The sequence below is a fragment of the Kitasatospora sp. NPDC096140 genome (assembly GCF_040303045.1).
Classification (GTDB): domain Bacteria; phylum Actinomycetota; class Actinomycetes; order Streptomycetales; family Streptomycetaceae; genus Kitasatospora.
This window is the reverse complement of sequence record NZ_JBEOUW010000013.1, coordinates 180,694-206,183: the sequence shown is the minus strand read 5'-3', so window position 1 is coordinate 206,183 and position 25,490 is coordinate 180,694. Positions and strand designations below refer to the sequence as shown.

Here is a 25,490-nt window from a genome sequence, read left to right as displayed (position 1 = left end):
TCCCGGCGGGGGGGGGCGCGGGGGGCGGCCGCGCGGGGGCGGCGCGCGCGGGCGGGGCCCCGGGGGGGGGGGGGGGGGCCCCCCCCCCCGACCCGGGCCGGCCGGTTGAACAAGGGGAATTGTATAAGGAGTGTCGTACAAGAAGTCTTGTGGATATTCTCCCGGCATGACCGACACCACGGACGAACCACGCGGCGCCCGGGCGATCTCCGACTCCCGGGTGCTCGCCGCCCTCACCCACCCGCTGCGCCGCCGCCTGCTCGACCTGCTCAAGGTGGACGGCCCGGCCACGGTCGGGAAACTGGCCGAGCGCACCGAGCAGGCGGTCGGCAACGTCAGCCACCACCTGAAGGTGCTCGCCGAGAGCGGGCTGATCGAGGAGGCGGCCGAGCTCGCCCGGGACCGGCGCGAGCGCTGGTGGCGGCTCGTCGACCGCGAACTCAGCTGGACCAGGGCCGACTTCGACGGGGACCCGGTCACCGAGGCGGTCGCCGACGCGGCCGGCTCGATCCTCCTGGAACGCCAGGTCGAGCTGGTCCGCGAATGGTCGGCGCGGCGCGGCGGCTACCCGGCCGAATGGCGCGACGGCTGCTCGGTGGCCACCCAGAGCTGGCTGCGACTCACCCCGGAGGAGGCCCGGGACCTCGCGGCGGACCTGCACGCGGTGATCCAGAAGTGGGCGGACCGCCCGGTGCCCGAGGACGGCCGCGAGCGGGAGACCGTGCTCGCGTTCGCCCACAGCGTCCCGGCCAAGCCGTGAGCGCGGTCGCCGCCCCGCCGGAGCCCGCCGAAGTCCGGTCCCGCTGGGGGCTGTTCGCCCAGCGCGACTTCCGGCTGCTCTGGGCGGGCGAGACCGTCAGCCGGCTGGGCAGCAACATCACCTCCGTCGCGCTGCCGCTGGTCGCGGTGGTGGTGCTGGACGCCGGGCCGCTCGCGGCGGGCGTGCTGACCGCCGCCGTCTGGCTGCCCTGGCTGGTGCTCGGCCTGCCGGCCGGGGTCTGGGTCGGCCGGGTGCCCCGACGGGCCGTGATGATCTGCTGCAACCTGGGCTCCGCCGCGCTGTTCGCGAGCGTGCCGGTGGCCGGCTGGCTCGGGGTGCTCACCCTGGCGCAGCTGCTGGTGGTCGCCCTGCTCACCGGGGTCTCCTCGGTGTTCTTCGAGGCGGCCTTCGAGGCGTACCTGCCCGAACTGGTGGCCCCCGAGCACCTGATCGAGGGCAACGCGAAGCTTCAGGGCAGCGCCTCGGCCGCCGCCGTCGCCGGGCGCGGCCTGGCCGGCCTGACCGTCCAGGTGCTCGGTGCGACGACCGGGCTGCTCGCCGACGCCGTCAGCTTCCTGGTCGCGACCGTGACCCTGCTGCGGATCCGGACCGAGCCCCGCCCGGTCGCCACCGAACCCGGACCGGACGGGCTGCTGCGGCAGGCTCGGGAGGGCCTCGCCTTTCTGCTGCGCGACCCCTACCTGCGCTCCTTCACGCTGTACGGCGCCGCCGCCAACTTCGCGCTCACCGGCTACCAGTCGATCACCGCGCTGTTCCTGATCCGGGCGGCCGGGGTCGCCCCGGGCTGGGTCGGCGGGCTCGCCGCGGCCGGCGCGGTCGGCGGAGTGTTCGGCGCGCTGGCCGCCCGGCCGCTGTGTCGGCGCCTCGGCACCGCCCGCGCGGTGCGGATCGTGCTGCTCGCGCTGTCGCCCTTCGGCATGCTGATGGCCCTGGCCGGGCCCGGCCCCGGCATGGTGCTCTACCTGGTGGGAGCGCTCGTCGTGGTCACCGGGGTGGTGTTCTGCAACGTGGTGCTCAACAGCTTCCGGCAGTCCTACCTGCCGCCCGCGCTGCTCAGCCGGGTGGCCGCCACCTCGATGTGCGCCAACCACGCGACCATCCCGCTCGGGGCCCTGGCCGGCGGCGCACTGGGTGCGGCGATCGGGCTGCGGGCCACCATGTGGGTGATGACCGGCCTGCTGGCGCTGTGCGCGGTGCTGCCGCTGCTGTCGCCGCTGCGGACCGTCCGGGACTTGCCCGGCGGAGCGGCGGAACCGGTGCGCTGATCCCCAAGATCGTAGGATGAATCCTTGCCGTACCTTCGGGTTCCCCGCTACTGCTCGGACAGATCGCTGATGCCCCTTCCCAAGGCCGAACTCCACCTGCACATCGAAGGCACCCTGGAGCCGGAGCTCGCCTTCGAGCTCGCCGCCCGCAACGGCGTCGACCTGCCGTACGCCGACACCGAGGAGCTGCGCACCGCGTACTCCTTCAGCGACCTGCAGTCCTTCCTGGACCTGTACTACGCGCTGATGGCCGTGCTGCGCACCGAGGACGACTTCGCCGACCTGGCCGACGCCTACCTGGCGCGGGCCGCCGAGCAGGGCGTCCGGCACGCGGAGATCTTCTTCGACCCGCAGGCGCACACCGCGCGCGGGGTGCCGCTCGGCGTGGTGGTGGACGGTCTGACCCTGGCGCTGTCGCGCAGCGAGGAGCGGTACGGGATCAGCACCCAGCTGATCATGTGCTTCCTGCGGGACGAGTCCGCCGACTCCGCGCTGGACACCTTCGAGGCCGCCCGCCCGTACTTCGACCGGATCGCGGGCATCGGCCTGGACTCGGCCGAGGTCGGCAACCCGCCGGCGAAGTTCCGCGAGGTGTACCGCCGGGCCGCCGAGGCCGGACTGCGGCGCGTCGCCCACGCGGGCGAGGAGGGCCCGGCCTCGTACATCACCGAGGCCCTGGACGTCCTCGGCGTCGAGCGGATCGACCACGGGCTGCGCTGCCTGGAGGACGGCGAACTGGTCGCCCGACTGGTCCGCGAGCAGGTCCCGCTGACCCTCTGCCCGCTCTCCAACGTGCGCCTGCGCTGCATCGACACGCTCGCCGACCACCCGCTGCGCGAGATGCTGGAGGCCGGCCTGCTGGTCACCGTCAACTCCGACGACCCGGCGTACTTCGGCGGTTACGTCGAGGACAACTTCCGCGCTGTCCGCGAGGCCCTCGGCCTGGACCAGGAGACCCTGCGCCACCTGGCCGCCAACTCCTTCCACGCCTCCTTCCTCGACGACCGGCGGCGCGCCGAACTCCTCGCGGAGGTCGAGGACTTCACGTTCGGCCCGACGGAGGGCTGACAGCCGGATCGGCCGAACCACCCACCCGGACGGGCCGGCCTGGCTAGCCTGTCCGGGTGACCACCCCGCCATCGCAGCCCCCGGGCCAGCTGGGGCTGCTCGACCTCTCGGTCGACCTCTCCGTCCCGCAGGTGTACTCCGGCACGGACTTCACGGTCTACCTGCACATCAAGAACCCGTTCTCGGTGCCGGTGTGGATCGACAAGGTGGACATGAGCCTGCCGACCCAGCTGTTCTGGCGGAAGCCCGAACTGCGCGAGCCGCCGAAGGAACCGGTCCTTCCGGAGGCCGAGGCCGCACGGTTGACGGCGGCCGTCAAGGAGCGGCAGGCCCGGATCCGGCAGTTGGCGGAGGAGTCGGCCGAGGTCCCGCCGGAGAGCGTCGACCAGGTGTGGGGGATCCGCGACGAGATCGACCGGCTGCGAGAGGCGAACACCCGGGACCAGGCGCGCCTCGACGGCGCCGACGACCAGCTCAACCTCGACGTCTCCGGCGAATCGACGGTGAACCTGCACGGACGGGCCAGTCGGACCAACGTCTCGGTGAGCGGGCAGGCGCAGGTCACGCTGTTCGCCGACCGCCCGGCCGAGCGGGAACGCGTGCCGCTGATCGGCTCGCTGCCCGGCGGGGTCGCCTTGGAGCCGGGGTCGACCGACGTCTGGACCATCCGCCTCGGCACCCCCCGGAACCCGTTCTTCGTCCCCGCGAGCTACCGCCTGCAGCTCAACGTGGTCTACGGGCTCGCACCGGAGCAGACCGGGAGCCCGCTGCCCGGGACACCGGGATCCGAGCGCCGCAGGGTCTTCGCCAACACCACCGCGCTGACCGTCCCGCTCAAGGCGGCGCTGTGGAACGTGATGACCGGCGGGGTGGCAGGCGGCCTGGTCGGCAGCCTCGGCCGGTCGCTCCAGGAGGCGCAGAGCCTGAGCGCGCTCGCCCACCAGCCGCTGGGGACCACGCTCGGCTCGCTGGTGCTCGCGGTCATCCTGAGCGGGGCGGCGATCGTCTTCGCGGCGCGGAAGTCGGAGGCGCCGTCGTTCGTCACCGTCGAGGACTTCTGGGGCGGTGTGCTGGTGGGCTTCCTGATCGGCTACTCGGGCACGGCGGCGTTCACCGAGCTCACGGGGCTGCCGGCGTAGCGCCGCGCTCGCGGGCGTAGTGCAGCAGGGTGACGCCGTTGGTGAAGCGGTGGGTGTCCTTGAGGGTGAGCGGGGTGGGGTGGTCGGTCGGGCGGAAGAACAGGGTGCCGCGGCCCAGGACGACGGGGTGGACGTAGAGGCGGAACTCGTCGATCAGGTCCTGGGCGAGGAAGGACTCGGCCAGGTTGGCGCCGCTGAGGCAGAGGTCGCCGCCCGGGCCGGCGGTGAGGGCGGCGATCGACTCGGGGGTCACCTCGCGGACGATCGTGGTGTTCCAGTCGGCATGGTCGAGGGTGCGGGAGAAGACGACCTTCGGCATCGCGCGCCAGATGCCCGCGAACTCGACCATCGGCGCGTCGGCGGCCGGGTCCTGGTCGGCGGTCGGCCAGTACGAGGCCATCAGCTCGTGCGTCACCCGGCCGGACAGGAAAGCACCCATCCGGGCGAGTTCGCGGTTGAAGTGGGTGTGCACCTCGTCGTCCACGAAGTGCCAGTCGAGGTCGTGGTCCGGGCCCTCGAAGTAGCCGTCGACCGAGACCGAGACGAAGAGGATGATCCTGCGTCGCATGGCGCCCCCACGGGGAGGAGTGGCCCGCCGCCCGCCCCGCCCGTCCCGCCCCGGGCGGGAACGGGAGGACGGCGGACGGGACCGGGGATCAGATCAGGGTGCTCCAGTAGTACCAGAACCGGTTGAGGACCAGCAGCGCGATCACCGCGTACCAGAGCGCCGGGACGACCCAGTGGTAGCGGGCCGCCTCGCGGACGACCACCCGCAGGCGCGGGCCGACCGGGATCACGCCCGAGCGCAGGTTGTGCAGCGTGGTGTACCAGAACAGCGGGATCACCGCGGCCCACACCACCATGCAGTACGGGCAGAGCGCGCCGATCCGGTAGAGCGCCTGGTACATCAGCCAGGTCACGAAGCCGATCCCGAAGACCGTCCCGGCCTGCAGGCCGAGCCAGAACCAGCGCCGGTACGTCGCCCCCGCGAGCAGCCCGGCGCCGACCGCGACCACGACCCCGAAGGCCACCAGCCCGATCAGCGAGTTGGGGAAGCCGAAGGCCTCGGCCTGCTCGCTGCGCATGATCGAGCCGCAGCTGATGATCGGATTGATGTTGCAGTTGGGGACGTAGGACGGGTCCTTCAGCAGCCGGATCTTGTCCAGGGTGAGGACCGCGGAGGCGAACAGGCCGACCGCGCCGCCGATCAGCAGCAGCCAGGCGAACGGGCGGCCGGCGCCGTACGTCGTCCGGGCGGCGGGAGCGGCGGCCGTGGCGGCGGGGGCGGTCACCCGGTCACCTGCTTGACCATCGCGGTGAACTGCTCGGGGGAGACGGCCTTGCCGTTGGTGAGGACGTCCAGCTTCCGGCCGTCCAGCTTGACGGTCGGGGTGCCGGTGACGTCGCTCTTGTTGAACTCCTCGTTGACCTTCGCCGCCCACGGTGCGTAGGTGCCGTCCTGGACGGCCTTCACGAAGGCGTCGGTCTTCAGCCCGGGCACCTGGCCCGCCAGGTCCAGGAGGTGGTTGACGTCGCCGAAGGCGTCGCTGCGCTCGTCCGGCTGGTTGGCGTACAGCACGTCGTGGAACTGCTTGAACTTGTCCACGCCCTCGTTCAGCGCGGCGCCGGCGGCGGCCAGCGCGGTGCGCGAGCCCTTGCCGCCGAGGTTGCTGTCCAGGAACGTCGCCAGGTGGTACTCGACCTTGTACGTGCCGTCGTCGGCGAGCTGCTGGACGGTCTTGCCGGTGGTGGTCTCCAGCTGCTCGCAGTACGGGCAGCGGAAGTCCTCGTAGATCTCCAGGGTGTGCGGGGCGTCGGCCTTGCCGTAGGTGATCACCGTGCCGCCGTCGCCGGTCGCGTTGGCCGGGACGACCAGCGGCCCGTTGGCGGCGGCGTTCGAACCCGAGCCGGAGGAGCCGCCGACGGCGAAGGCCACGCCCGCTGCGAGGGCGAGCACGGCGGCGGAGGCGGCGCCGACCACCACCCGGCGGCGGACGCGGTCGGAGCGCTCGGCCTGGACACGGGCGGTGCGCATGCGCTCGGTGGCGGAGGTCTTCTGGTCGGTCTTGCGGCTGTTGCTCATGGGGTGTCGTCCTGTGCTCTCGGGCGTGCGGAGGTGCGGGCGCGGCCGGTCGTGGCCTGCGCGGGGAGAGACGGCCGGGTGAGCGGGGGCGCGCCGGTCGAGCGGGGGGCTCGGGCGGGCGGAGGGCCCGCGGCGGGCGGGAGGTCCGGGTCGGGCGAACGGGCTCAGACGGCCAGGGCGAACACCGGCGGACCGCGCCGGACGGCCGGACGGACGACGACGTCCTCGGCGGGGACCAGCGCGCGGCTGGCCGGGGGGAACGGCACCCGCGCCACCGGACGGGCCGGGACGGGCGCGGAGAGCAGCAGCAGCCAGCGGGCGGCGGCCGGCAGGTGCCGGTGCAGGAACTCGCCCAGCATCCGGACCGTCCGGGCGAGGCCCGCCAGCGCGGCGTCCGCGCGGCGCAGCCAGTAGGCGCCCGCCAGCGCGATCACCGTGTGCAGCAGCAGGAGCAGCAGCACGCCGGTCTGCTGGGAGACGCCGTGGCCGAGCAGGAAGCCCCCCAGCGAACCGCCGCCGCACAGCAGCGGCTGCAGGCCGTGCCCGGAGCCGGGCGGCAGGGAGGGACAGGTGGTCTGGGCGACGTCGAACAGTGCGCCGGCGCCCAGTTCCAGCGGCAGGAACACCGCGGCGACCGCCGGGTAGCCGCGCTCGCGGCCGGCCAGGGTGAGGGCCACCGCGAAGACGGCGACCGAGGCGAGGAGCAAGGGTCCGACCGGCAGCGCGCGGCCGGTGACGAGCACCTGGCCGAGCCCGGCGAGCAGCACGACCAGCGCGGCGAAGACCGCCGCGCGGAGCGTTCTGGTGACCGGGCCGATGTCCATGGGACCCGAGTCTGCCACAGCTCGACAGCGGAACGGCCGGGTCGGCCGGGTCCTGTGAAGAGCCTCACCACCCGCGCTGAGCTGGGCTTATGTGCTTCTTATGACTCCTGCGGCGGGTCATCGACGGCGCTCATCCGGTCCTCGACCAGCTCCCGGAAGTGCTCCAGGTCCTCGCGGACCGTCCGCTCGATCGCCCCGGCCTGGGCGAAGCCGCGCGGTCCGCCGAACGCCCGGTGCACCGCCTCCGGGTCGTACTCCACCCGGATCTGCACCCGGGTGTGCCGGGCGTCGAGCGGCAGCAGGGCGAACGCGCCGCTGAGCCGGACCGGCTCCAGCGTGCGCCAGGCCATCACCCGGCCCCGGCCGCGGTCGGTGATCTCGGTGTCGACCGCGTGCTCGGCCCCGCCGACCTCCACCCCGAGGTGGGCGAGGTTGCGTCCGTGCGGATGGGCGCTGCGGACGCCGTCGACGAACCGCGGGTACTCGTGCACCCGGTGCAGCTGCTCCCAGGCGGCGAGCACGGGGGCGGCGATGTCGATCTGTTCCTCAAGGGTGCTCATGGTGGCGGGGCACCTCCCTCCGTTCCAGCCTGCGCTTCGGGCTGGGGGCGGGCAATGGGTGGCGGAAAGGGGCGGGAGGTCGGCGGCGGCAGACGAAGCGCGGGTGGGGACGGGCGGCCAGGGCGATCGGCGGACGGGCAGGGCGCGCGGCGGGCGGTGGGGTGGGGGAGACTGGGCGCATGCCGGAGCTGCCCGAGGTCGAGGCGCTGACCGCCTTCCTGTCCGAACGGCTGACCGGGCGGGTGATCGCCCGGGTGCAGCCGGTGGCGATCAGCGCGCTGAAGACGTACGACCCGCCGGTGACGGCGTTGGAGGGGCGGACGGTCGGCCCGGTGACCCGGCACGGCAAGTTCCTGGACATCGAGGCCGGCGGGCTGCACCTGGTGGTCCACCTGGCCCGGGCCGGCTGGCTGCGCTGGAAGGACAGCCTGCCCGCCGAGCCGCCGCGGCCGAGCCCGAAGAACCCGCTGGCACTGCGGCTGCGCCTGGAGGGCGAGGCCGGGGACGGCTTCGACCTGACCGAGGCCGGCACGAAGAAGGGCCTCGCCGTCTACGTGGTGAAGGACCCGGCCGAGGTGCCGGGCGTGGCCAGGCTCGGTCCGGACCCGTTGGACCCGGACTTCACCCTGGACGCCTTCGCCGCACTGCTGCGGGCCGACCGGCGCCGGATCAAGGGCGTGCTGCGGGACCAGACCGTGCTGGCGGGGGTGGGCAACGCCTACTCGGACGAGGTGCTGCACGCGGCGCGGATGTCGCCGTACAAACTGGCGTCCGGCCTGGACGAGGAGGAGACGGCGCGGCTGTACGAGGCGCTCGGCGGCACGCTGCGCGAGGCGGTGGAGCGCTCGCACGGGCTGGCGGCGGGGGAGCTGAAGGCGGAGAAGAAGCTGGGTCTGCGGGTGCACGGCCGGACCGGCCTGCCCTGCCCGGTCTGCGGGGACACCGTGCGGGAGGTGTCCTTCGCGGACTCCTCGCTGCAGTACTGCCCGACCTGCCAGACCGGGGGCAAGCCGCTGGCGGACCGGCGGATGTCGCGGCTGCTCAAGTGAGCCCGGCCGGGGCGGGCCGGCACGGGGCGGGTTGGTCGGGGTGGGTCGGCACGGGGTGGACCGATCGGGTCGGCCGGTCGGACGGGCGGGACGGCACGGGGCCGTCCCGCCCGCCGCCCGGTTCAGCGCTTGATGGCGACGCCGCCCCAGTAGTACGCGGCCTTCGGGTCGGCCGGCGGCTCGCCGTCGGGTCGCCAGCCCAGGACCGGGGCGACGCCCGGCTCGACCAGCTCCCAGCCGTCGAAGAAGCGGACCACGTCGTCGTAGGTGCGCGGCACCAGGGTCATCCCGCCGGCCCGGGCGGCCTCGGCGACCTTGCCGACGGCCTCCGGGTCGAAGTCCTGGGTGGGGGTGGTGAGGGCGAGGCAGCTGCCGACGGGCAGGGAGTCGCGCAGGGCGGCGACCCGGCCCCACGGGTCGTCCTCGTCGGCGATCAGCATCAGCACGGCGATCATCAGCAGGCCGACCGGCTTGTCGAGGTCCAGGGTGGAGGTGAGCGCCGGGTCGGCGAACAGTTCCTCGGGCTTGCGCAGGTCGGCGTGGATGTAGGTGGTGCGGCTGGCCGGGCTGGAGACCATCAGCGCGCGGGCGTGGGCGAGCACGATCGGGTCGTTGTCGACGTAGACCACCCGGGTGCCGGGGCTGACGGACTCGGCGATCTCGTGGGTGTTGGGCGAGGTGGGGATGCCGGTGCCGAGGTCGAGGAACTGGCGGATGCCGTGTTCCTGCGCCAGGTGGCGGACGGCCCGGCCCTGGAAGGCGCGGTTGGCCTTGGCCATCTCCTTGACGCTCGGCACGGCCTCCTCGATGGCCTGCCCCATGGCGCGGTCCGGCGGGAAGTTGGTCTTGCCGCCCAGCCAGTAGTCGTAGACGCGGGCCGAGTGCGGAGTGGTGGTGTCGACGCCGAAACGTTCCCACTGGCTCGGCTCGGCGGCGTCGTCCTGCGGACCCTGCTGGGGGAAGTCCTGACTTGTCGTCATGGCCACGTCCTCTGATGGCAGATCATCACACTGGAGAAGGCTCAGCGTAGCGGTCCGGTCGGGAGGCCGGGCGCCCGGCCGGGAAGGCCGGCGGGGGAGACCGGGAGATCGGGGGCGGGCGGGGTGCGCGCCCGGTCGCCGTTGAGCCGTGCGAGTGGTGATCGGGTCCGTAGGAGTTGCCTCCGGGGAGCGACGGCGCCACTCGGGGGATGCATTCAGAATGCTGTCAGATCGTCAGATTACTTCGCGAAGATTGCTGCTGGTCGCGGCCGGGATGTCCCTGCTGGGGACGGCCGCCGGCTGCCGGGCCCCCTGGAGCAGCGAGGAGGTCGCGGCCGAGGCGGGCGTGGACGAGACCGCCCTGCCGGTGATGCCGGCCGGGTCCGCCGGGGCGCCCGGCGCTGCCGCGGCCGCCTCCGCCCCGGCGGCGCCCTCGGCCGCGGCCTCCGCCTCCCCCTCGGCCACCGCCGCGCCGGGCGTGGTGCCGGTGCGCAAGGTGCTCACCGAGGCCGAGACCAAGCCGGTGTACGAGCTGGACGCGGCGCGGAAGGTGGTGGCGCTCACCATCGACGACGGGCCGGATCCCCGGCACACGCCCACCGTGCTGGCGCTGCTCCAGCAGTACGGGATCCGGGCGACCTTCTTCCTGATCGGTGAGAACGCGACCGAGCACCCGGCGCTGGTGCGGGAGATCTCGGACCACGGCCACCACATCGCCAACCACACCTGGACCCACCCGGACCTGCGGAGCCTGTCCGCCACCAAGGTGCGGGACGAACTGGTGCGCACCTCCGACCTGCTGCACACGACCACCGGCCGACAGCCCACCTGGTTCCGCGCGCCGGGCGGGGACTGGTCCACGGAGTCGCTCAAGGTGGCCGCGGAGCTAGGGATGCGGAACATGGCCTGGTCGGTGGATCCGCGGGACTGGTCCCGCCCGGGCACCTCGGCGATCATCGACACCGTCCTCAAGGACGTCCGGCCGGGGTCGATCGTGCTCAACCACGACGGCGGCGGCGACCGCTCGCAGACGCTGGCGGCGCTGAAGGCGTACCTGCCGGTGCTCGTGGACTCGGGGTACTTCTTCACGGCTCCGCCGAACTGAGGGCACTCCCATGGGCGGCGGGTAGCGGCTATTCCCTCGAAACCACTCGAATGGGTGGATTGGAAGAACCGTTTCTGCGGATTTTGGGCCTCTAGGGTGATCTCGCACCGATTAACCGGGTACCGCCGCGTACCACCTGAAAGGCCCTCACCCATGCGTCTCCGCAACACCGTTCTCGCCGTCGCCAGCGCCGTCGCCCTCGTCTGCGCCGTCCCCACCTCGGCCAACGCCGCCGTCGGCGACTTCCTCTACAAGGTCGGCGTTCCCCCGGTCGGTGTCCCGGCCGGGCTGGCCGACCCGGAGAGCGGCAAGTGCATCAACCTGTTCGGCGCCACCGAGCTCGACCCGGCCTTCGCGCCGGAGAACTTCACCAGCTCCACGGCCACGGTCTTCCTCGACTTCGACTGCAACGGTGACACCTTCTACGTGATGAACCCCGGCAAGCGGCTCGGTGACCGGCTGAAGCTGCGCTCGGTCGTCTTCTCCTGAGGCCGACGGCACGGACGACCTGCGGGGCGGCCCCGGTGACCGGTTGTGACCGGTCGTCGGGGCCGCCCTTCTGCCGTCCGGGTCGCCTTCTGTTGGGGCGCTCACGGCGGCGGCGTAGCGTGAGGACGGGAGGGTTTCGCTGGTCCCGCCGACGGAGGAGGAACGATGTCCGTACGGGAACTGGACGCGGAGAAGCAGGAGGCCTTCGCCGGGCGCGTGGTGGACGTCCTGAACGACGCCTGCCTGGGGCTGATGACCAGCCTCGGACACCAGACCGGGCTCTTCGACGTGATGGCGGGTCTCGCCCCGTCCACCAGCGAGGAGGTCGCGCGGGCCGCCGGGATGAACGAGCGCTACGTCCGCGAATGGCTGGGCGGCATGGTCGTCGCCGGCTTCGTCGAGTACGACCCGGAGCGGCGCACCTACGCGCTGCCGCCCGAGCACGCGGCCTCGCTGACCCGGGCGGCCGGGTCGGACAACCTGGCGGCCATGATGCCGTTCCTGGCGATGATGGGCGAGGTCGAGCAGGAGCTGCTCGGCCACTTCCGCAGCGGCGGCGGGATGCCGTACTCGGCCTACCCGCGCTTCCAGCAGCTCCAGGCCGAGGAGAGCGCCCGGGTGTACGACCTGGCGCTGGTGGACGCGATCGTGCCGCTGGTGCCCGGACTGGCCGAGCGGCTGCGGACCGGGATCGACGTGCTGGACGTCGGCACCGGGGAGGGGCACGCCGTCACGGTGCTGGCGAAGGCCTTCCCGGCCAGCCGGGTGACCGGGATCGACATCGCCGAGAACGGCATCGCCGCCGCCCGCGCCTCGGCGGCCGAACTCGGGCTGGACAACGCCCGGTTCGAGGTGGCGGACTCGGCCGCGATCAGCGGATCGTACGACCTGGTCATGGCGTTCGACGTGATCCACGACCTCGCCCGGCCGACCGGCACGCTCGCCGCCATCGCCGGTGCGCTGCGGCCCGACGGGGTCTTCCTGATGGGCGACGTCGCCGCCAGCAGCCGACTGGAGGAGAACGTCGAACACCCGCTGGCCCCCGCGCTCTACACCTTCTCGACCTTCTACTGCATGACGGTCTCGCTCGGCGAGGGCGGGGAGGGGCTCGGGACGGTGTGGGGCGAGCAGACCGCCCGGCGGATGCTGGCCGAGGCCGGGTTCGGGTCGGTCGAGGTGGAACGGGTCGAGGGGGACATCCTGAACCTGTACTACGTGGCCCGGCCGGACGGCGCGGCGAAGGGCTGAGCGGCGGGGCGGGTCGCCGGTGCGGGGTGCGAGGCCCGCGGGGCGGGGCCCGGCCGGGGCGGCGGCCGGCAGGGGTGGCCGGGGCGGCGGCCGGCAGGGGTGGCCGGGGCCGGGCGGTCGGCGTACGTTCGAACTGTCCGGTCCGGTCGCCGGTGCCCGACGCGCGCGGCCGAGCGCGCGTTCACGGCGACGCGGCACGCCCACGGCAGGCAAGGAGGGCCCGGGATGACCGGCAACGGTTACGCACACCCCGAGGCACTGGTCCACACCGAGTGGCTGGCCCACCACCTGGACGACGGGACGATCCGGGTCGTCGAGGTGGACGAGGACACCACCGCGTACGACCGGGACCACATCCCCGGCGCGGTCGGCTGGAACTGGACCACCGACCTGCACAGCAAGGTCGGCCGCGACTACGCCGACCGCGACGGCGTCCAGCACCTGCTGCGGGCAGCCGGGGTCGAGGACGACACCACCGTGGTGCTGTACGGCGGCAACAACAACTGGTTCGCCGCGTACGCCTACTGGCTGCTGCGGCTGCGCGGCTTCGGGCCGGTGCGGCTGCTGGACGGCGGGCGCAAGAAGTGGGAGCTGGAGGGCCGCGAGCTGACCCGCGAGGTGATGGACTACCAGCACACCGGCTACCGGCTGACCGGGCCCGAGCGGCCGGAGCTGCGGGCGCTGCGGGACGAGGTGCTGGCCAAGGCCGAGGTGTTCGCCAAGCCCGGGGCGGACGCCGTCCTGGTGGACGTCCGCTCGCCGGCCGAGTTCCGCGGCGAGCTGATCGCGCCGCCGCACCTGCCGCAGGAGCAGGCGCAGGTGCCGGGGCACATCCCGGGCGCGATCAACATCCCCTGGTCGCAGGCGGCCAACGACGACGGCTCGTTCCGGTCGGCGGAGGAGCTGCGCGCGCTGTACGCGGGCAAGGGCGTGGAGACGGAGCGCGAGGTGATCGCGTACTGCCGGATCGGGGAGCGGTCCGCGCACACCTGGTTCGCGCTCACCGAGCTGCTCGGGTACCCGCACGTGAAGAACTACGACGGCTCCTGGACGGAGTACGGCTCGCTGGTGCGGGCGCCGGTGACGCTCGGGGCCTGAGCGGCGGGTGACGGCCTGCGCGGCGGGCGGGGGCGGGGGCCGGTGCGGGGCGGGGGTGCCGACGGGGGTGAAGGTGCCGATGGGGTGAGGTGACGGCGTCGCGGCATTGCTGCGACGGTGTCATTTCGGCGCGTTTCTTTTCATGAACATCTCACGATCCGGGAGTGGAGCGGGGACTGCCGGGACATGGATCGATCCGACCCATCGTTCGATCCCATCGTTCCGGTGATCCCTGGAGGACCACGTGCGCAAGAGGCTGATCGTCTCTGCTGCCAGCGCCCTGAGCCTGTTCCTGGCCGTCCCCGCCTCGGCATCCGACTTCCAACCCGGCGCGGCCGGGGCGGGCGACCCCTACTACCCGACCTACGGCAACGGCGGATACCGCGTCTCGCACTACGACATCCGGCTGAAGTACCAGCCCGCCACCGACGAACTCGAAGGCACCACCACCATCCTGGCCACCGCCACCCAGGACCTCTCCCGGTTCAACCTCGACTTCGCGCTGAACGTCTCCGAGGTCCGGGTCAACGGGCGGCCCGCGGCGTTCACCACCAGCGGCGAGCAGGAGCTGGAGGTCACGCCCGCCCGGCCGCTCGCCAAGGGCAGCCAGGCCACCGTGGTGGTCCGCTACAAGGGCGTGCCGTCCACCGTGAAGAAGTACGGCTTCACCGCCTGGCTGCGCACCCCGGACGGCGCGGTGGCGGCCGGCGAGCCGGAATCGGCCTGGTGGTGGTTCCCGAGCAACGACCACCCGAGCGACAAGGCCACCTTCGACGTCTCCGTGCTGGTACCCGACGGCAACCAGGTGATCAGCAACGGCACCCTGACCGGCACCTCCTCCTCGGCGGGGTGGACCCGCTACAGCTGGCGCGAGACCAAGCCCCAGGCGACGTATCTGGCCACCCTCGCGGTCGGCAAGTTCGACGTCACGACCGACACCACGCCGAGCGGGCTGCCGGTCTACAACGCGTACAGCAAGGACCTCGGTGACAACGCGGACGCGGCCAGGGCCAGCGTGGAGCGGACCGGCGAGCTGGTCGACTGGCTGAGCGGCTACTTCGGCGACTACCCGTTCAGCTCGGTCGGCGGCTACGTCCCCAACGTCCCGACCGGCTTCGCGCTGGAGACCCAGACCCGGGTCTTCTACAGCCCCCGGCAGTTCGCGCGCGGCGCCAACACCTCGGTGGTCGTCCACGAGCTGGCCCACCAGTGGTACGGCGACAGCGTCTCGCTCTCGCGCTGGAGCGACATCTGGCTGAACGAGGGCTTCGCCCGGTACTCGCAGTTCCTCTGGTCCGAGCACGAGAACGAGGGCACCGCGCAGGAGCTCGCCGACTACGTGTACGCCTCGCACCCGGCCGACGACCCGTTCTGGAAGGTCAAGCCGGGCGACCCGGGCCCCGACGACCAGTTCTCCGGCGCCGTGTACGACCGGGGCGCGGTGGCCATCCAGGCGCTGCGCAACGCCGTCGGGGACGAGAAGTTCTTCCGGATCCTCAAGGGCTGGCCCACCGAGCGCCGCTACGGCAACGCCACCATCCCGGAGTTCCAGGCGTACGCGGAGAAGATCTCCGGGACGGATCTCGGCGACCTCTTCCGGACCTGGCTGTTCACCGCCGCGAAGCCCGCGACCGGGCCCGTTCCGCCGGCCGCCGCGGCCGCCTCGCTGGCGCCGGGCGCGGGCAGGGCGGACGGGCAGCTGCCGGCGGAGCCGAAGTCCTGGAAGAAGATCCAGGAGACCAACTCCCTGCACGACGCCGGGCACTGACGCCGGGTACTGGCGCCGGGCACTGGTGCCATGCACCGGCGCCCGGCCGTGCGACGGAACGGGACGCGGTGCGGTGACGTGAGGTGACGGGCGTGGCCCGGGCGGCCGTTCGCACGTGAACGGGCGGCCGGGCTACGCCGCTCCGGAGCCGTCCGCCGCCAGCAGCTCGGTGAGGCGGCGGACGGCGAAGGGTATGAGGCCCCGGACCGGGACCAGCCGACAGGGCGCCGCGCCGACCAGCACCTCGCGGATGCCCGCCTGCTCCTCGAACTCCCGCCCCACGACCGGGAAGTGGGTGTCGTTGTCGTCCCCCACGTCCGGCGCCTCGATCCAGACCCGCTCGCCCTGGACCGCCATCGGGAAACGGCGGAGCTTGAGCCGGCGGTTGGGCGCGAACGTCTCGGCGTAGTGCAGGAAGGTGTTGCGGTTGTGCCCGACACCCACCAGCAGCACATGGCCGCCGAGGTCGTGCAGCGCGCCGAACGGCGACTCCCGGCCGACGGCGAAGCCCAGCGAGCGGCGGGCGGTGACCTCGCGGGCGTGCGCCCCGACGGCGGCGACCGAGACCTGCGGGTGCGTGCTGCGCAGGCTCTCCGGCAGGGCGCGCAGGGCCTCCGCCACCGCACCCGTACCGGAGGGGAGATCGGGCCGGAACAGCGGGACGGCGGCGCGCAGTTCGGCCGTCGCGGCGGTGGGCGCCCCGGTGTGCCCGGGGACCGGGTCGCAGACCGTCCCGGTGGTGAAGGTGGGCGCCGCGACCGTGCCGGACGGCCCGACCGCTTCGCGCAGGGCGGCCACCACGGCCGCCGCGCCGCCCTCGACCCGGCCGAGGCTGGAGAGCGAGGAGTGCACGATCAGCGCCATGCCCTCGCGGACGCCCACCCGGCGCCAGCCCTCCACGAGGTCGGCGGTGGTGAGCGGGGTGGTGCCCGGTGTGGTCATGGTGCCCCCTGGTGAAGCCGGAGTCGGTGCTGATCGAGGTGCCGATCGGTGTGGCGTGGTGCGGAGACTGCTGCGGACCGGGTGCGGCCCGGTGTGGCGTGGTGCGGCGCCCGGAGCGAACGCCGGTGCGCGGACGGTGTCGTGGTGGTGCGATCGTTCGGGGTCGACCATAACCGGTGCCACTGACAACCGGTCAGGACGGGGGTGCCCTGAGTCAGTTCACCGAGGGCTACGGTGTTCGAGCAGGCGACGTCGCGCCGGCGGGGCCCGTGGCGGGGGTCAGCGGCGGTCCGCCTCGGCGAGGGCCCGGGCCTCCTGCTCGGGGGTGAAGCCGTGGCCGAGCGGCGGTTCGCCTCGGCCGCGGTCCCAGGCGAGCACGTCGGCGACGGTGACGGCGAGCGGGGTCGCGGGCAGCCCGGCGGCGCGGGCCCGGGCCGGGTCGCGCTGCTGGCCGGGCCAGAGCGGCTCGGCCCGGACCAGCGGGAAGAACGGCCGGGGAGCGGTCTCCGGCGGCACCGGGACGACGTCCACCTCGGTGCCCGCGACCTCGGCACAGGTGGCGATCAGCCCGCCCAGGGTGGTCGGTTCGGCCGGGCCCACGGCGTGGAAGGCGCCCGGCCGGTCGTCCTGGAGCAGCCGGAGCACCAGCCGGGCGAGGTCGCGCACGTCGACCAGCTGGACCGGCTGCTCCGGGCGGCCGGGCAGCGCGATCCGCCCGCCGCGCGCCGCCCGGCGCGCCCAGTAGGTGAGTCCGCGGTGCTCGTCGTGCGGCCCGGCCACCTTGCCGGGCCGCACGACGGTCGCCCGGTCGCCGTAGCGGGCCGTGACGTGCTCCTCGCAGGCGACCTTGAGCCGGCCGTAGGTCTCCTGGGTGAGGTGCTCGGCGTCGAGCAGCGGGGCCCGGAGCGGTGCCGACTCGTCCGAGCCGGGGGCGAGGCCGTCACCCCGGTACACCGCGTGGCTGGAGACGAAGAGGTAGCGGCCGACCCGGTCGCCGAGCGCGTCCACGGCCTGGTCGACGTGGCGCGGGCGGTAGCCGCTGACGTCCACCACGGCGTCCCACCGGCCGTCGCGCAGGGCGTCGAGGTCACCGGTGTCGCGGTCGCCGATCAGATGGCGGGCGGCGGGGAAGAGGCCGGGGTTGGTCCGGCCGCGGTTGAACAGGGTGACGTCGGCGCTGCTGCGCAGGGCGTCGTCGGCGATCGTGCGACCGACGAAGGAGGTGCCGCCGAGGACGAGGATCCGCATGGCGCCAGGCTAGGGCTTGGTGCCGGCCGGAATGCGGGTGCGGACGGGCGGCGGGGCGGGTCGGTCAGCGGGTTCGGTCGGTGAGCCGGGGGTAGTCGGTGAGGCCGGTGGCGGTCTGGCCGTAGAGGTGGGTGTGGTCGACGGGGGTGAGCGGGGCGTGGGCGGCGAAACGTTCCGGCAGGTCGGGGTTGGCGATGAACGCGCGGCCGTAGGAGACCAGGTCGGCGAGTCCGGCGGCGAGTACCGCCTCGCCGCGTTCGCGGTCGGTGGCGGCGCGGTTCTCGCCGACGTTGCCGATCAGCGGGCCGGACCAGCGGGGGCGCAGGTCGGCCAGGGCCGGGTAGTCGTCGTTGTCGGTGAGGTGGAGGTAGGCCAGGCCGAGGTCGTCGAGTTCGGTGAGCAGCGCCCGGTAGACCGGCGCCGGATCGGCCTCGTGCATGCCGAACTGCGGGTTGCCGGGGGACAGCCGCAGGCCGAGGCGGTCGGGGCCGATGGCGTCGGCGACGGCGGTGACCAGTTCGACCGGGAAGCGCAGGCGGTCCGCGAGTGTGCGGGGCCCGTACTCGTCGGTGCGCAGGTTGGTGTTGTCGGCCAGGAACTGGTGGATCAGGTAGGAGTTGGCGCCGTGCAGTTCGACGGCGTCGAAGCCGGCGGCGAGCGCGTTGCGGGCGGCGTCGACGTGGTCGGTGACCGCCTGGCGGATCTCCTCGCGGGTCATCTCGCGCGGGGTGACGGCCTCGGCCTTGCCGCCGCCCTTGACGTGCACCGGGCCCGGCGCCATCACGGCGGAGGGGCCGGCCGGCAGGTCGCCCAGCAGCCGGTTGAGCGGGTGGCCCTGGCGGCCGCCGTGCATCAGCTGCGCGACGATCCGCCCGCCGGCCGCGTGCACGGCCTCGGTGACGGCACGCCAGCCGGCCACGTGCGCGGGCGTCTCCAGGCCCGGCAGGTGCCAGCCGGACTGGCCGCGGCTGCTGGGCCAGATGCCCTCGGTGACGATCAGGCCGGCGCTCGCGCGCTGGGCGTAGTACTCGGCGACGACGGGCAGCGGCGTACCGTCCTCGGCTGCCCGGTACCGCGTCATCGGGGCCATGACGAGGCGGTTGGGGAGGTCGAGCGAGCCGAGGCGGTACGGGCTGAGCAGGGATTCCGTGGTGGTGGTCATGCCGGAACCGTAGAACCTGACACCAATGTCAGGTTCAAGCGCCGGCGGCCTCCCCGGTGCTCGGCGGGTTGGTCGGCGGGGTGGTCGGCGGGGCCGTGGTCGTCGCGGCCACCGTGACGGCCTCAGTGAGGACCAACTCTTCCATGCCGTGGAGGAACCGCTCCATCGCCGGGCGCGGGATGACCGAAGGGTCCGCCGTCATGGCGAGGCTGAGTGCCTCGGGGGACTGCAGGGCGTCCAGGGCGTAGGTCAGGCCGGGGCGCGGCTCGAACTCCACCGGCCAGGTGAGGGTGGTCCGGTCGTGGCCGGGGTCGGGTGCCGCGGGCAGTAGCTCGCGGGTGTCGTTGAACACGCAGGAGCGGTCGGCGAGTTCGACGCCCTCGGTGGTGAGCCGGTCGACCTCCGCGGCCAGGGCGAGCTTGTCGAAGTAGGCGTGGCGGTAGGTGCCGATCGCGGCCGCGTGGGTGCGGCGCACCACCTCGCCGAACTCGCCCGTGGTGTCGGGGAGATGGAACAGTCCGTCGCCCGCGACCACGCCGACCGCGTTGGCCAGCTCGGGCAGGAAGCGGTTGTTGACGACCACGTTCAGCACGACCTCCGTCCGGCCGGCGAGTTCGGCGGTCATCGTGGCGACCGCGGCGAGCAGCACGGAGGACGTGCTCACCCGGTGGGCCGCGGCCACCTGCTCGACCGCCCGGGCCAGGGCGGGGGAGCGGAGCACGGCGTTCGGGAAGCGGGCGGGGGCGTCGGCGGCGGGGGCGTCGGCGGCGGGGGTTCCGCCGGTCGGCGGGAACAGCCGGGGCGGGCCCAGGCGCAGCTTGCGGACGAACTGCTTGCGGGCCGCCGTGTCCCGTCGGACTCCGCGTTCCGAGAGCTGGAACTCGGCTTCCTGCAGCGGTTGTCGGGCCGGTTCGCGGAGCCCTGCCAGCTGCTCGGGCGAGTGGCCGAGGCTGAGTGCGGTGAGGTCCGCGACCAGCCGGCTCATCCCGGAGCCGTCCACGGCCGTGTGGGAGAGCACCAGGCTGATGTGCCGGGCCAGGCCGTCCGCCACGACCACGCCGACCCGGATCGGCCACCGGGTGGCGGTGTCGAAGGGGCGGGCAGCAAGTTCCTCGTGCAGGCGGGCGCCGAGGTCCGCCGGGTCTTCGGCCGGGGTGGCGGACCGCACCTCGACTGCCAACGTTCCTTCGGGGTCGAGGACTTGGCGCAGTCGGCCGTCCTCGCCCGGGAGCAGTCGGGTGTGCAGCGAGTCGTGCAGGTGCAGCAGCTGTTCCAGTGCGCCCAGGACGACGGGCAGTGGCAGCCCCGGGTTCAGTGGCGCGGCGGTGGTGATGTTGTAGCGCGGCGCGTCCGCCGGGGCGAGCCGGCGGACGGCGTCCCAGATGGCGTGTTGGCCCCAGGTGGCGGGTCCGGACCCGGCCCGTCCGGACGAGAAGGCGATCTCCAGCGGTTGACGTGTGCTCACCGTGTGCTCTCCGTAGTGCGGTGGTCATGGCGTCGTGCCGGTGCGTTGGGAGCGCGGGTGCTGCTGGGGAGAGTGTGGCGCACGGCTCGCGGCGCGTCGAGGGCGCGGCCGGCCGGGGGAGGGGGTTCCCTGATTGTCTTGATGTGAAGTATCTTGATGTCGAGATTGATGCCGATCATGCAAACGGGGGCCTGCCATGCGGGGGAACGGACTGATCGCGCAGCTGCGGAAGCCTCCGGGCGGCCGGGATGCGCGCACCATGCTGCTGGCGCAGTGCGTCGACCGGACCGGGACCGGGGTGTGGGCGGCGGCCTCGGTGCTCTACTTCACCTACGTCTGCGGGATGGACGCCCGGCAGCTCGGCCTGCTGCTGGGAGTGGGCGCGGTGGCCGGGATCGCCGGCTCCCCGCTGGCCGGCCGGGCGGCCGAACGGGTGCCGGTGCGGTGGCTGCTGATCGGGTGCCACCTGCTGCGGCTGGGGACCATGGGCCTGCTGCTGGTGGTCGACGACTTCGGCGCGCTGCTCCCCGTGGTCGCCCTGACCTGCCTGGCCGAGCGGGCCGCCAAGACCCTGGAGATGCTGTTCGCCACCCGGGTCGCGGGCGAGCGGCGCGCCACCTACCAGGCGCTGTTCCGCAGCGTGGCCAACGCCGGGTACGCGCTCGGTGCGGGCATCTCGGCGATCGGCCTCGCGGTGGGCACCACGGCCGCCTACCGCACGCTGATCCTGGCCAACGGACTCTCCTTCGTCCTGGCCGCCGTCCTGGTCTGGCGCACCCGGGAGCCCACCGGACGCGGCCTGGTGACGGCGGCCTCCGGTGCGGAGCCGGCCGCGGTCCCGTCCGCCGCGCCGAGCCCCTGGCGCGACCGCGGCTACCTGCTGTTCGTCCTGCTGGACATGCCGCTGAACCTGGACGACTCGATCCTCAACGTCGGCCTGCCGCTCTGGCTCGTCCACCACACCGACGCGCCGCGCGCCGTCGTGCCGGTCTTCCTGGTCCTCAACACGGTGCTCGTGGTGCTGCTGCAACTGCGCGTCTCGGCACTGGCGGAAGGCCCGCGCGGGGCGGCCGCAGCGGTGGGCTGGTACGGGGTGACGCTGTTCGGCAGTTGCCTGCTGATCGTGCTCGCCACCGGCGGCGGGCCGTGGACCGCCTCGATCGCGCTGCTGGCCGCGGCGATGCTGGTCACCCTGGCGGAGCTGATGCGGTCGGTGAGCTCCTGGGAGCTGGCGGTCGTCCTGGCGCCGCCGGGGGCCCGGGCCTCCTACCTGGGGGTGGCGGGGATGTCCCAGTCGGTGCAGAAGTCGGTGGGCCCACTGCTGCTGACCGGGGTGGTGATGGCGGCCGGACCGGTCGGCTGGCTGGGCCTCGGCGCCGCGACCGTCGGCCTCGGCGCGCTCCAGCGCCGGGCCAGCCTGCGCCGGCTGGCGGCGCTGGCGGGCCCGACGGCTCCCGGTGCGACTGCCGCTGCTCCCGGTGCGTCGGCCGCTGCGCCCGACGTCCCCGCGGGCGAGCCGGCGAAGCGGGCGGGGGCCGGGGCCGGGGTCGGCTGAGCCTGCGGGCGTCGGCGCTGCCGGCCCGACGCGTTCGGGGTCGGCGCGCGGCGGCGCCGGCCCGGAGCGCGGGACCGGACTGACCGGGCCGGCCGACCGGATCGCCGTCGTGGACGGCACACTGACGGTCGGCAGTCCGCCCGGCGGAGGGCCCGCGGGTGGTGGTCGCCGAGGACGGCGTGCTGCTGCGCGAAGGGCTGGTCGGCCTGCTGGCGCGGTTCGGGCACCGGGTGCTGGCGGTGCTGGAGTTCCTCCGGGCGTGACGCCGTGCAGGGCCGGGCCCCGTCGGAGTCGGCTCCGTCGGGGCTCCCGTCAGAGTCGGTCGTAGACGGCGGACAGCCGGTGCAGGACCTCGGTGGCGCGGTCGAGGTCGTCGGCGTCGTAGTCGGCGAGGTCGGCGTGCAGGGCCTCGGTGAGTGCTTCCTGGCGCTGTCGGTGCCGCTCGCGCCCGTCGTCGGTGAGCGCGACCACGACGGAGCGCTTGTCCTCCGGCGGGCGGGTGCGGGTGACGTACCCGGCCGCGACCAGGCCGTTGACCAGTTGGGTGGTGGCGGCTCCGGTGGTCTCGGTGCCCGCGGCGAGTGCGCTGATGGTCAACGGGCCCTGGTCGGCCAGCGTGCGCAGGGCACGGGCGTGGGTGAGTGAGAGGGCCCCAGGGGTGCGGGTGGCGCGACCGCGCAGGCGGGCGTCGGAGGCACTGAGTCGGTAGGCGGCGCGGGCCAGGCGGTCCAGCGCCTGTGCGCGCTCGGGGGCGGGCGGCCGGTCGGCCATGGTCGGTCCTCCGTGGTGGGTTGACAACAGCTTAGTCTAAGTACTTAATAGCTAAGTACTTACAAATTAAGTACTTAGCTACTTGCTCCGATCCCAGAAGGAGACCTTCATGACCGTCCGTTCGACCGGCCAGAGCTGGGCCCTGGACATCGCCCTCGCTCAGGGTGGATTCGATGCGCTGCACCCCGAGGCCGTCGGGACCATGGAGCAGCTCGGCCACGACCACACCGACTTCGCGAAGGTCTTCGCGCTGGTCCGCAGCGGTGCGATGCTGCCCAAGGCGTGGGCGACGGTGGCCGGCCAGGCCGAGGAGAGGGCCGCTCACCACGAGCGCGGCGGTTTCTCGCAGACCGCCGCCGACCTCTACCTGCGGGCCGCGGTGATGTGGGGCCGCGCGCAGTACTCGATCTTCGACGCGGCCGACCCGCGCAAGGCGGCCATGCGTGAGCGCGCCGACCACTGCGTGGCCCGGCTGGGCGCGCTGCGCGACGGCCGGGTGCGGCGGGTGGAGCTGGACTTCGAGGGCTCCACGATCCACGCCCTGTTGCACCTGCCCGCCGGCCCCGTGGAGAACGCGCCGGCCGTCATCCTCGGCCCGGGTATGGACATGATCAAGGAGGACTACATCTGGGCGGCCGAGCGGTACTACACCTCCCGCGGGATGGTCGCGCTGTCCGTCGAGGGGCCCGGCCAGGGCGAGAGCCGGGCCGGCGGGCTCACCGTCGATCTGACCAACTACGAGCGGGCGATCGGCCGTTACCTCGACCACCTGGCCGGGCTCCCGGAGGTCGACGAGACCCGGATCGGCATGTTCGGCATCTCGATGAGCGGCTACTGGGGCTCCCGGGCGGCCGCCACCGACGGGCGCCTGGCCGCGCTCGCCGCGTTCGAGGCCGTCACCGGCGACTTCGCGACCATCTTCGAGCGCGCCCAGCCCACCTTCAAGAACAACTACATGTACATGGCCGGGTACACCGACGAGGCGGCCTTCGATCGCGACCTCGCCCGGCAGATGCCGCTCGGCGACCTGGTCGCCGACATCACCTGCCCGGTGCTGTACGGCATCGGCGAGTTCGACGAGCTCACCGACCTCGGCCAGGCGATCGAGAGCTTCGAGCGGATCCGGGCGCCGAAGGAACTGCGGGTCTACGAGGACGAGTTCCATCCGCTCGGCGGCGTGGCGGCCGAGGCGTTCCGGTTCGGCGCCGAGTGGCTGGAGCGCGCCCTCGCCGGCCGATTCGCCGAGCCGGGCCGCGACGTGCGCCACTACGTCCATCGCGACGGCCGCACCACCGACGGCAGCGCCGACCCCACCTGGTGGCGCGGTGCGGCCCCGACCCGGCTGGCGGTCGTCCGTCGGGGCTGAGGCGGGACGCCGCCGCGGGGCGGGCCGACGGGCCCGGCCCGCGGGGCCCGAGCGCAGCTGCGAGGGTGTCCGGCGATTTGTCCTGGCAGCTGCCCGGCGCCACGCCGACTGCTGTGAGCTGCGGTTTTCCCCGACTACGGTGGAGGTGCGCGACCCGGACCCCGTGGAACAGTCCGACGACCCGAGATCGAGGTACCCGTCATGAGTCTGAGCATCCGCAACCAGCTGTCCGGCACGGTCACGTCCGTGGCCGAGGGCGAGGTGATGGCCACCGTCAGGCTCCGGCTGGACGGCGGCCGCGACCTCACCGCTGCGGTCACCCGGGACGCGGTCAAGGACCTCGGCCTGCACGAGGGCAGTCGGGTGCGGGCCCTGGTGAAGTCGACCGAGGTCGCCCTGGCCACCGGCCCCGTCGAGGGCCTGAGCATCCGTAACCAGCTCCCCGGCACCGTCTCCGCCGTGACCAGCGGAGCCGCGATGGCCGGTGTGAAGGTCGCCGTGGACGGCGGCGAGCTGACCGCGGCGATCACCGCGGACGCCTGCGCCGATCTCGACCTGGCGGAGGGCCGCGCCGTCGTGGCCCTGATCAAGTCGACCGAGGTCTCGCTCGCCACCGCCTGAGCCCGGGCACGCCGCGGCCCGTCCCCCCGGGCAGGGGACGGGCCGCGGCCGGCTGTGGGCCGGCACCGAATCGCGTGGGTTCAGGGGCGGGTGGCCGTGACCAGGTGGTAGTCGAGCAGGCCGTTGCGCCAGGCGGGGAGGAAGTTGCGGGTCCAGTGGCCGGGCGGGACGGTGTCGGTGAGGTAGCGGTCGAGGCCGGGCCAGACGTCCGGGCCGATGGACTCGGCGCGGACGCTGGTGAAGCCGGCCCCGGCGAGGTCGGTGGTGAAGCCCGCGAGGGTGTGCGGGACGTCGAGGCCGTCGGCGAAGCTGGCGAGGAGGATGCTGAGCCGTTCGGCGATCTCGGGGCCCTCGGCGGCGAAGAAGGTGGTGACGGCGAGCCGACCGCCGGGGCGGAGGACGCGGGCGGCCTCGTGGGCGAAGCCGGTCAGTTCGCGGAAGTGCTGGGCGGCCTCGACGGAGTACAGGCCGTCCAGGGAGGCGTCGGCGAAGGGGAGTTCGTCGGCCGCGCCGATGGTGTAGCCGAGCCGGTCGGGGTAGGTGGCCAGCGCCTTGGCGTTGACGGCGCGGGCGCGTTCGACCTGGTCGGGGTGGATGTCGACGCCGGTGACGGCCGCGAAGCGGAACTCGCGCAGCGCGAGGGCCGCGCCCAGGCCGCGACCGCAGCCGACCTCTGCCAGACGCAGCCGTTCGTGCGGCTCGGGCAGGGCCCGCAACACCCGCCGGTAGAGCTGCTCCTGACTGTGCACCCGGTCCTCGGGGGTGAGGGCGGTGAGGTCGATGCCGTGCCAGTCGCCGAAGTTGATGAACCCTCCTGCGAAGCTGGCTGCTTTGGACAGATCGCCGGCGCCGTAGGTCTGCCGTACGGTCGGGGGGATGCGGTTGTGGTCCATGGGCCGCTGG

25 protein-coding genes and 1 pseudogene are annotated in these 25,490 nt (G+C 73.6%); 14 read left to right on the top strand and 12 right to left on the bottom strand.

The window, feature by feature from the left end:
* Positions 1–166 precede the first annotated feature (166 nt).
* From ABT048_RS16540 to ABT048_RS16525, 4 genes are all read left to right on the top strand, one after another.
* Complete coding sequence (locus ABT048_RS16540; protein ID WP_350522088.1) at positions 167–760, top strand: ArsR/SmtB family transcription factor; 594 nt, start codon at positions 167–169, stop codon at positions 758–760.
* The gene (locus tag ABT048_RS16535) at positions 757–2,046 is read left to right on the top strand and encodes an MFS transporter (RefSeq protein WP_350522087.1); all 1,290 of its coding nucleotides are present in this window, start codon (positions 757–759) and stop codon (positions 2,044–2,046) included. The genes ABT048_RS16540 and ABT048_RS16535 overlap by 4 nt, the downstream gene beginning before the upstream one ends.
* Positions 2,047–2,115: 69 nt before the next feature.
* On the top strand, positions 2,116–3,114 hold the full coding sequence (locus ABT048_RS16530; protein WP_350522086.1) for an adenosine deaminase: 999 nt from the start codon (positions 2,116–2,118) through the stop codon (positions 3,112–3,114).
* 56 nt (positions 3,115–3,170) lie between these two features.
* Entirely contained in the window at positions 3,171–4,253 is a 1,083-nt protein-coding gene (locus ABT048_RS16525; RefSeq protein ID WP_350522085.1) for a hypothetical protein, read from the top strand.
* Here the strand turns inward: ABT048_RS16525 and ABT048_RS16520 are convergent.
* The 5 genes from ABT048_RS16520 to ABT048_RS16500 form a co-directional block, all read right to left on the bottom strand.
* Positions 4,234–4,821 (bottom strand): dihydrofolate reductase family protein, encoded by a 588-nt coding sequence (locus ABT048_RS16520; RefSeq protein ID WP_350522084.1) that lies wholly within the window; start codon positions 4,819–4,821, stop codon positions 4,234–4,236. The two genes, ABT048_RS16525 and ABT048_RS16520, sit on opposite strands and share 20 nt — an antisense overlap.
* Before the next feature lie 88 nt (positions 4,822–4,909).
* Complete coding sequence (locus ABT048_RS16515; RefSeq protein ID WP_350522083.1) at positions 4,910–5,545, bottom strand: vitamin K epoxide reductase family protein; 636 nt, start codon at positions 5,543–5,545, stop codon at positions 4,910–4,912.
* A complete protein-coding gene (locus tag ABT048_RS16510) occupies positions 5,542–6,336 on the bottom strand; it encodes a DsbA family protein (RefSeq protein ID WP_350522082.1) in 795 nt (264 codons plus the stop codon). The genes ABT048_RS16515 and ABT048_RS16510 overlap by 4 nt, the downstream gene beginning before the upstream one ends.
* 164 nt (positions 6,337–6,500) lie before the next feature.
* Positions 6,501–7,160 carry a hypothetical protein gene (locus tag ABT048_RS16505; protein WP_350522081.1) on the bottom strand — a complete coding sequence of 220 codons (660 nt, stop codon included), beginning with the start codon at positions 7,158–7,160 and terminating at the stop codon, positions 6,501–6,503.
* Between the two features lie 98 nt (positions 7,161–7,258).
* Complete coding sequence (locus ABT048_RS16500) at positions 7,259–7,720, bottom strand: SRPBCC family protein (RefSeq protein ID WP_350522080.1); 462 nt, start codon at positions 7,718–7,720, stop codon at positions 7,259–7,261.
* A gap of 179 nt (positions 7,721–7,899) precedes the next feature.
* Here ABT048_RS16500 and ABT048_RS16495 point away from each other — a divergent pair, with 179 nt between their 5' ends.
* Positions 7,900–8,769 carry an Fpg/Nei family DNA glycosylase gene (locus ABT048_RS16495; protein WP_350522079.1) on the top strand — a complete coding sequence of 290 codons (870 nt, stop codon included), beginning with the start codon at positions 7,900–7,902 and terminating at the stop codon, positions 8,767–8,769.
* Between the two features lie 122 nt (positions 8,770–8,891).
* Here ABT048_RS16495 and ABT048_RS16490 read toward each other — a convergent pair whose 3' ends face one another.
* Positions 8,892–9,749 (bottom strand): SAM-dependent methyltransferase, encoded by an 858-nt coding sequence (locus ABT048_RS16490; protein WP_350522078.1) that lies wholly within the window; start codon positions 9,747–9,749, stop codon positions 8,892–8,894.
* Positions 9,750–9,969: 220 nt separating this feature from the next.
* Between ABT048_RS16490 and ABT048_RS16485 the strand changes: the two genes are divergently transcribed.
* From ABT048_RS16485 to ABT048_RS16465, 5 genes are all read left to right on the top strand, one after another.
* Positions 9,970–10,854 carry a polysaccharide deacetylase family protein gene (locus tag ABT048_RS16485; RefSeq protein WP_350522077.1) on the top strand — a complete coding sequence of 295 codons (885 nt, stop codon included), beginning with the start codon at positions 9,970–9,972 and terminating at the stop codon, positions 10,852–10,854.
* Positions 10,855–11,007: 153 nt separating this feature from the next.
* Positions 11,008–11,343: a hypothetical protein gene (locus ABT048_RS16480; RefSeq protein ID WP_350522076.1), complete on the top strand. Its 336-nt coding sequence runs from the start codon at positions 11,008–11,010 to the stop codon at positions 11,341–11,343.
* A 165-nt stretch (positions 11,344–11,508) separates the two neighbouring features.
* Positions 11,509–12,591 (top strand): methyltransferase domain-containing protein, encoded by a 1,083-nt coding sequence (locus ABT048_RS16475; protein WP_350522075.1) that lies wholly within the window; start codon positions 11,509–11,511, stop codon positions 12,589–12,591.
* Positions 12,592–12,816: 225 nt separating this feature from the next.
* A complete protein-coding gene (locus tag ABT048_RS16470) occupies positions 12,817–13,689 on the top strand; it encodes a sulfurtransferase (RefSeq protein WP_350522074.1) in 873 nt (290 codons plus the stop codon).
* A 244-nt stretch (positions 13,690–13,933) separates the two neighbouring features.
* The gene (locus tag ABT048_RS16465; RefSeq protein ID WP_350522073.1) at positions 13,934–15,457 is read left to right on the top strand and encodes a M1 family metallopeptidase; all 1,524 of its coding nucleotides are present in this window, start codon (positions 13,934–13,936) and stop codon (positions 15,455–15,457) included.
* Between the two features lie 132 nt (positions 15,458–15,589).
* Here the strand turns inward: ABT048_RS16465 and ABT048_RS16460 are convergent, their stop codons facing one another.
* From ABT048_RS16460 to ABT048_RS16445, 4 genes are all read right to left on the bottom strand, one after another.
* On the bottom strand, positions 15,590–16,399 hold the full coding sequence (locus ABT048_RS16460; protein WP_350522072.1) for an AAC(3) family N-acetyltransferase: 810 nt from the start codon (positions 16,397–16,399) through the stop codon (positions 15,590–15,592).
* Between the two features lie 279 nt (positions 16,400–16,678).
* Complete coding sequence (locus tag ABT048_RS16455; RefSeq protein WP_350522071.1) at positions 16,679–17,647, bottom strand: NAD-dependent epimerase/dehydratase family protein; 969 nt, start codon at positions 17,645–17,647, stop codon at positions 16,679–16,681.
* A 64-nt stretch (positions 17,648–17,711) separates the two neighbouring features.
* A complete protein-coding gene (locus tag ABT048_RS16450; RefSeq protein ID WP_350522070.1) occupies positions 17,712–18,809 on the bottom strand; it encodes an alkene reductase in 1,098 nt (365 codons plus the stop codon).
* Between the two features lie 34 nt (positions 18,810–18,843).
* Complete coding sequence (locus ABT048_RS16445) at positions 18,844–20,274, bottom strand: condensation domain-containing protein (protein WP_350522069.1); 1,431 nt, start codon at positions 20,272–20,274, stop codon at positions 18,844–18,846.
* A 196-nt stretch (positions 20,275–20,470) separates the two neighbouring features.
* Here ABT048_RS16445 and ABT048_RS16440 point away from each other — a divergent pair, with 196 nt between their 5' ends.
* Positions 20,471–21,829, top strand: a complete 1,359-nt coding sequence (locus tag ABT048_RS16440; RefSeq protein ID WP_350522068.1) for an MFS transporter — start codon at positions 20,471–20,473, stop codon at positions 21,827–21,829.
* 158 nt (positions 21,830–21,987) lie between these two features.
* A pseudogene (locus tag ABT048_RS16435) lies at positions 21,988–22,074 on the top strand (DNA-binding response regulator); the annotation flags it as partial.
* Between the two features lie 67 nt (positions 22,075–22,141).
* Here the strand turns inward: ABT048_RS16435 and ABT048_RS16430 are convergent.
* Positions 22,142–22,627 (bottom strand): MarR family transcriptional regulator, encoded by a 486-nt coding sequence (locus ABT048_RS16430; protein WP_350522067.1) that lies wholly within the window; start codon positions 22,625–22,627, stop codon positions 22,142–22,144.
* Positions 22,628–22,709: 82 nt separating this feature from the next.
* Here ABT048_RS16430 and ABT048_RS16425 point away from each other — a divergent pair, with 82 nt between their 5' ends.
* The gene (locus ABT048_RS16425) at positions 22,710–23,966 is read left to right on the top strand and encodes an alpha/beta hydrolase (RefSeq protein WP_350522066.1); all 1,257 of its coding nucleotides are present in this window, start codon (positions 22,710–22,712) and stop codon (positions 23,964–23,966) included.
* A gap of 201 nt (positions 23,967–24,167) precedes the next feature.
* The gene (locus tag ABT048_RS16420) at positions 24,168–24,587 is read left to right on the top strand and encodes a TOBE domain-containing protein (protein WP_350522065.1); all 420 of its coding nucleotides are present in this window, start codon (positions 24,168–24,170) and stop codon (positions 24,585–24,587) included.
* Positions 24,588–24,667: 80 nt separating this feature from the next.
* On the opposite strand, the gene ABT048_RS16415 is transcribed toward ABT048_RS16420, so the two are convergent.
* A complete protein-coding gene (locus ABT048_RS16415) occupies positions 24,668–25,480 on the bottom strand; it encodes a class I SAM-dependent methyltransferase (RefSeq protein WP_350522064.1) in 813 nt (270 codons plus the stop codon).
* Between the last annotated feature and the right edge of the window lie 10 nt (positions 25,481–25,490).

Coding starts and splice junctions, on each gene's coding strand:
- ABT048_RS16485 (WP_350522077.1), top strand. CDS start 9,970: ATGCTGTCAGATCGTCAGATTACTTCGCGAAGATTGCTGCTGGTCGCG.
- ABT048_RS16420 (WP_350522065.1), top strand. CDS start 24,168: ATGAGTCTGAGCATCCGCAACCAGCTGTCCGGCACGGTCACGTCCGTG.
- ABT048_RS16470 (WP_350522074.1), top strand. CDS start 12,817: ATGACCGGCAACGGTTACGCACACCCCGAGGCACTGGTCCACACCGAG.
- ABT048_RS16495 (WP_350522079.1), top strand. CDS start 7,900: ATGCCGGAGCTGCCCGAGGTCGAGGCGCTGACCGCCTTCCTGTCCGAA.
- ABT048_RS16440 (WP_350522068.1), top strand. CDS start 20,471: ATGCGGGGGAACGGACTGATCGCGCAGCTGCGGAAGCCTCCGGGCGGC.
- ABT048_RS16475 (WP_350522075.1), top strand. CDS start 11,509: ATGTCCGTACGGGAACTGGACGCGGAGAAGCAGGAGGCCTTCGCCGGG.
- ABT048_RS16520 (WP_350522084.1), bottom strand. CDS start 4,821: ATGCGACGCAGGATCATCCTCTTCGTCTCGGTCTCGGTCGACGGCTAC.
- ABT048_RS16425 (WP_350522066.1), top strand. CDS start 22,710: ATGACCGTCCGTTCGACCGGCCAGAGCTGGGCCCTGGACATCGCCCTC.
- ABT048_RS16450 (WP_350522070.1), bottom strand. CDS start 18,809: ATGACCACCACCACGGAATCCCTGCTCAGCCCGTACCGCCTCGGCTCG.
- ABT048_RS16480 (WP_350522076.1), top strand. CDS start 11,008: ATGCGTCTCCGCAACACCGTTCTCGCCGTCGCCAGCGCCGTCGCCCTC.
- ABT048_RS16505 (WP_350522081.1), bottom strand. CDS start 7,160: ATGGACATCGGCCCGGTCACCAGAACGCTCCGCGCGGCGGTCTTCGCC.
- ABT048_RS16530 (WP_350522086.1), top strand. CDS start 2,116: ATGCCCCTTCCCAAGGCCGAACTCCACCTGCACATCGAAGGCACCCTG.
- ABT048_RS16500 (WP_350522080.1), bottom strand. CDS start 7,720: ATGAGCACCCTTGAGGAACAGATCGACATCGCCGCCCCCGTGCTCGCC.
- ABT048_RS16510 (WP_350522082.1), bottom strand. CDS start 6,336: ATGAGCAACAGCCGCAAGACCGACCAGAAGACCTCCGCCACCGAGCGC.
- ABT048_RS16460 (WP_350522072.1), bottom strand. CDS start 16,399: ATGACCACACCGGGCACCACCCCGCTCACCACCGCCGACCTCGTGGAG.
- ABT048_RS16455 (WP_350522071.1), bottom strand. CDS start 17,647: ATGCGGATCCTCGTCCTCGGCGGCACCTCCTTCGTCGGTCGCACGATC.
- ABT048_RS16490 (WP_350522078.1), bottom strand. CDS start 9,749: ATGACGACAAGTCAGGACTTCCCCCAGCAGGGTCCGCAGGACGACGCC.
- ABT048_RS16415 (WP_350522064.1), bottom strand. CDS start 25,480: ATGGACCACAACCGCATCCCCCCGACCGTACGGCAGACCTACGGCGCC.
- ABT048_RS16540 (WP_350522088.1), top strand. CDS start 167: ATGACCGACACCACGGACGAACCACGCGGCGCCCGGGCGATCTCCGAC.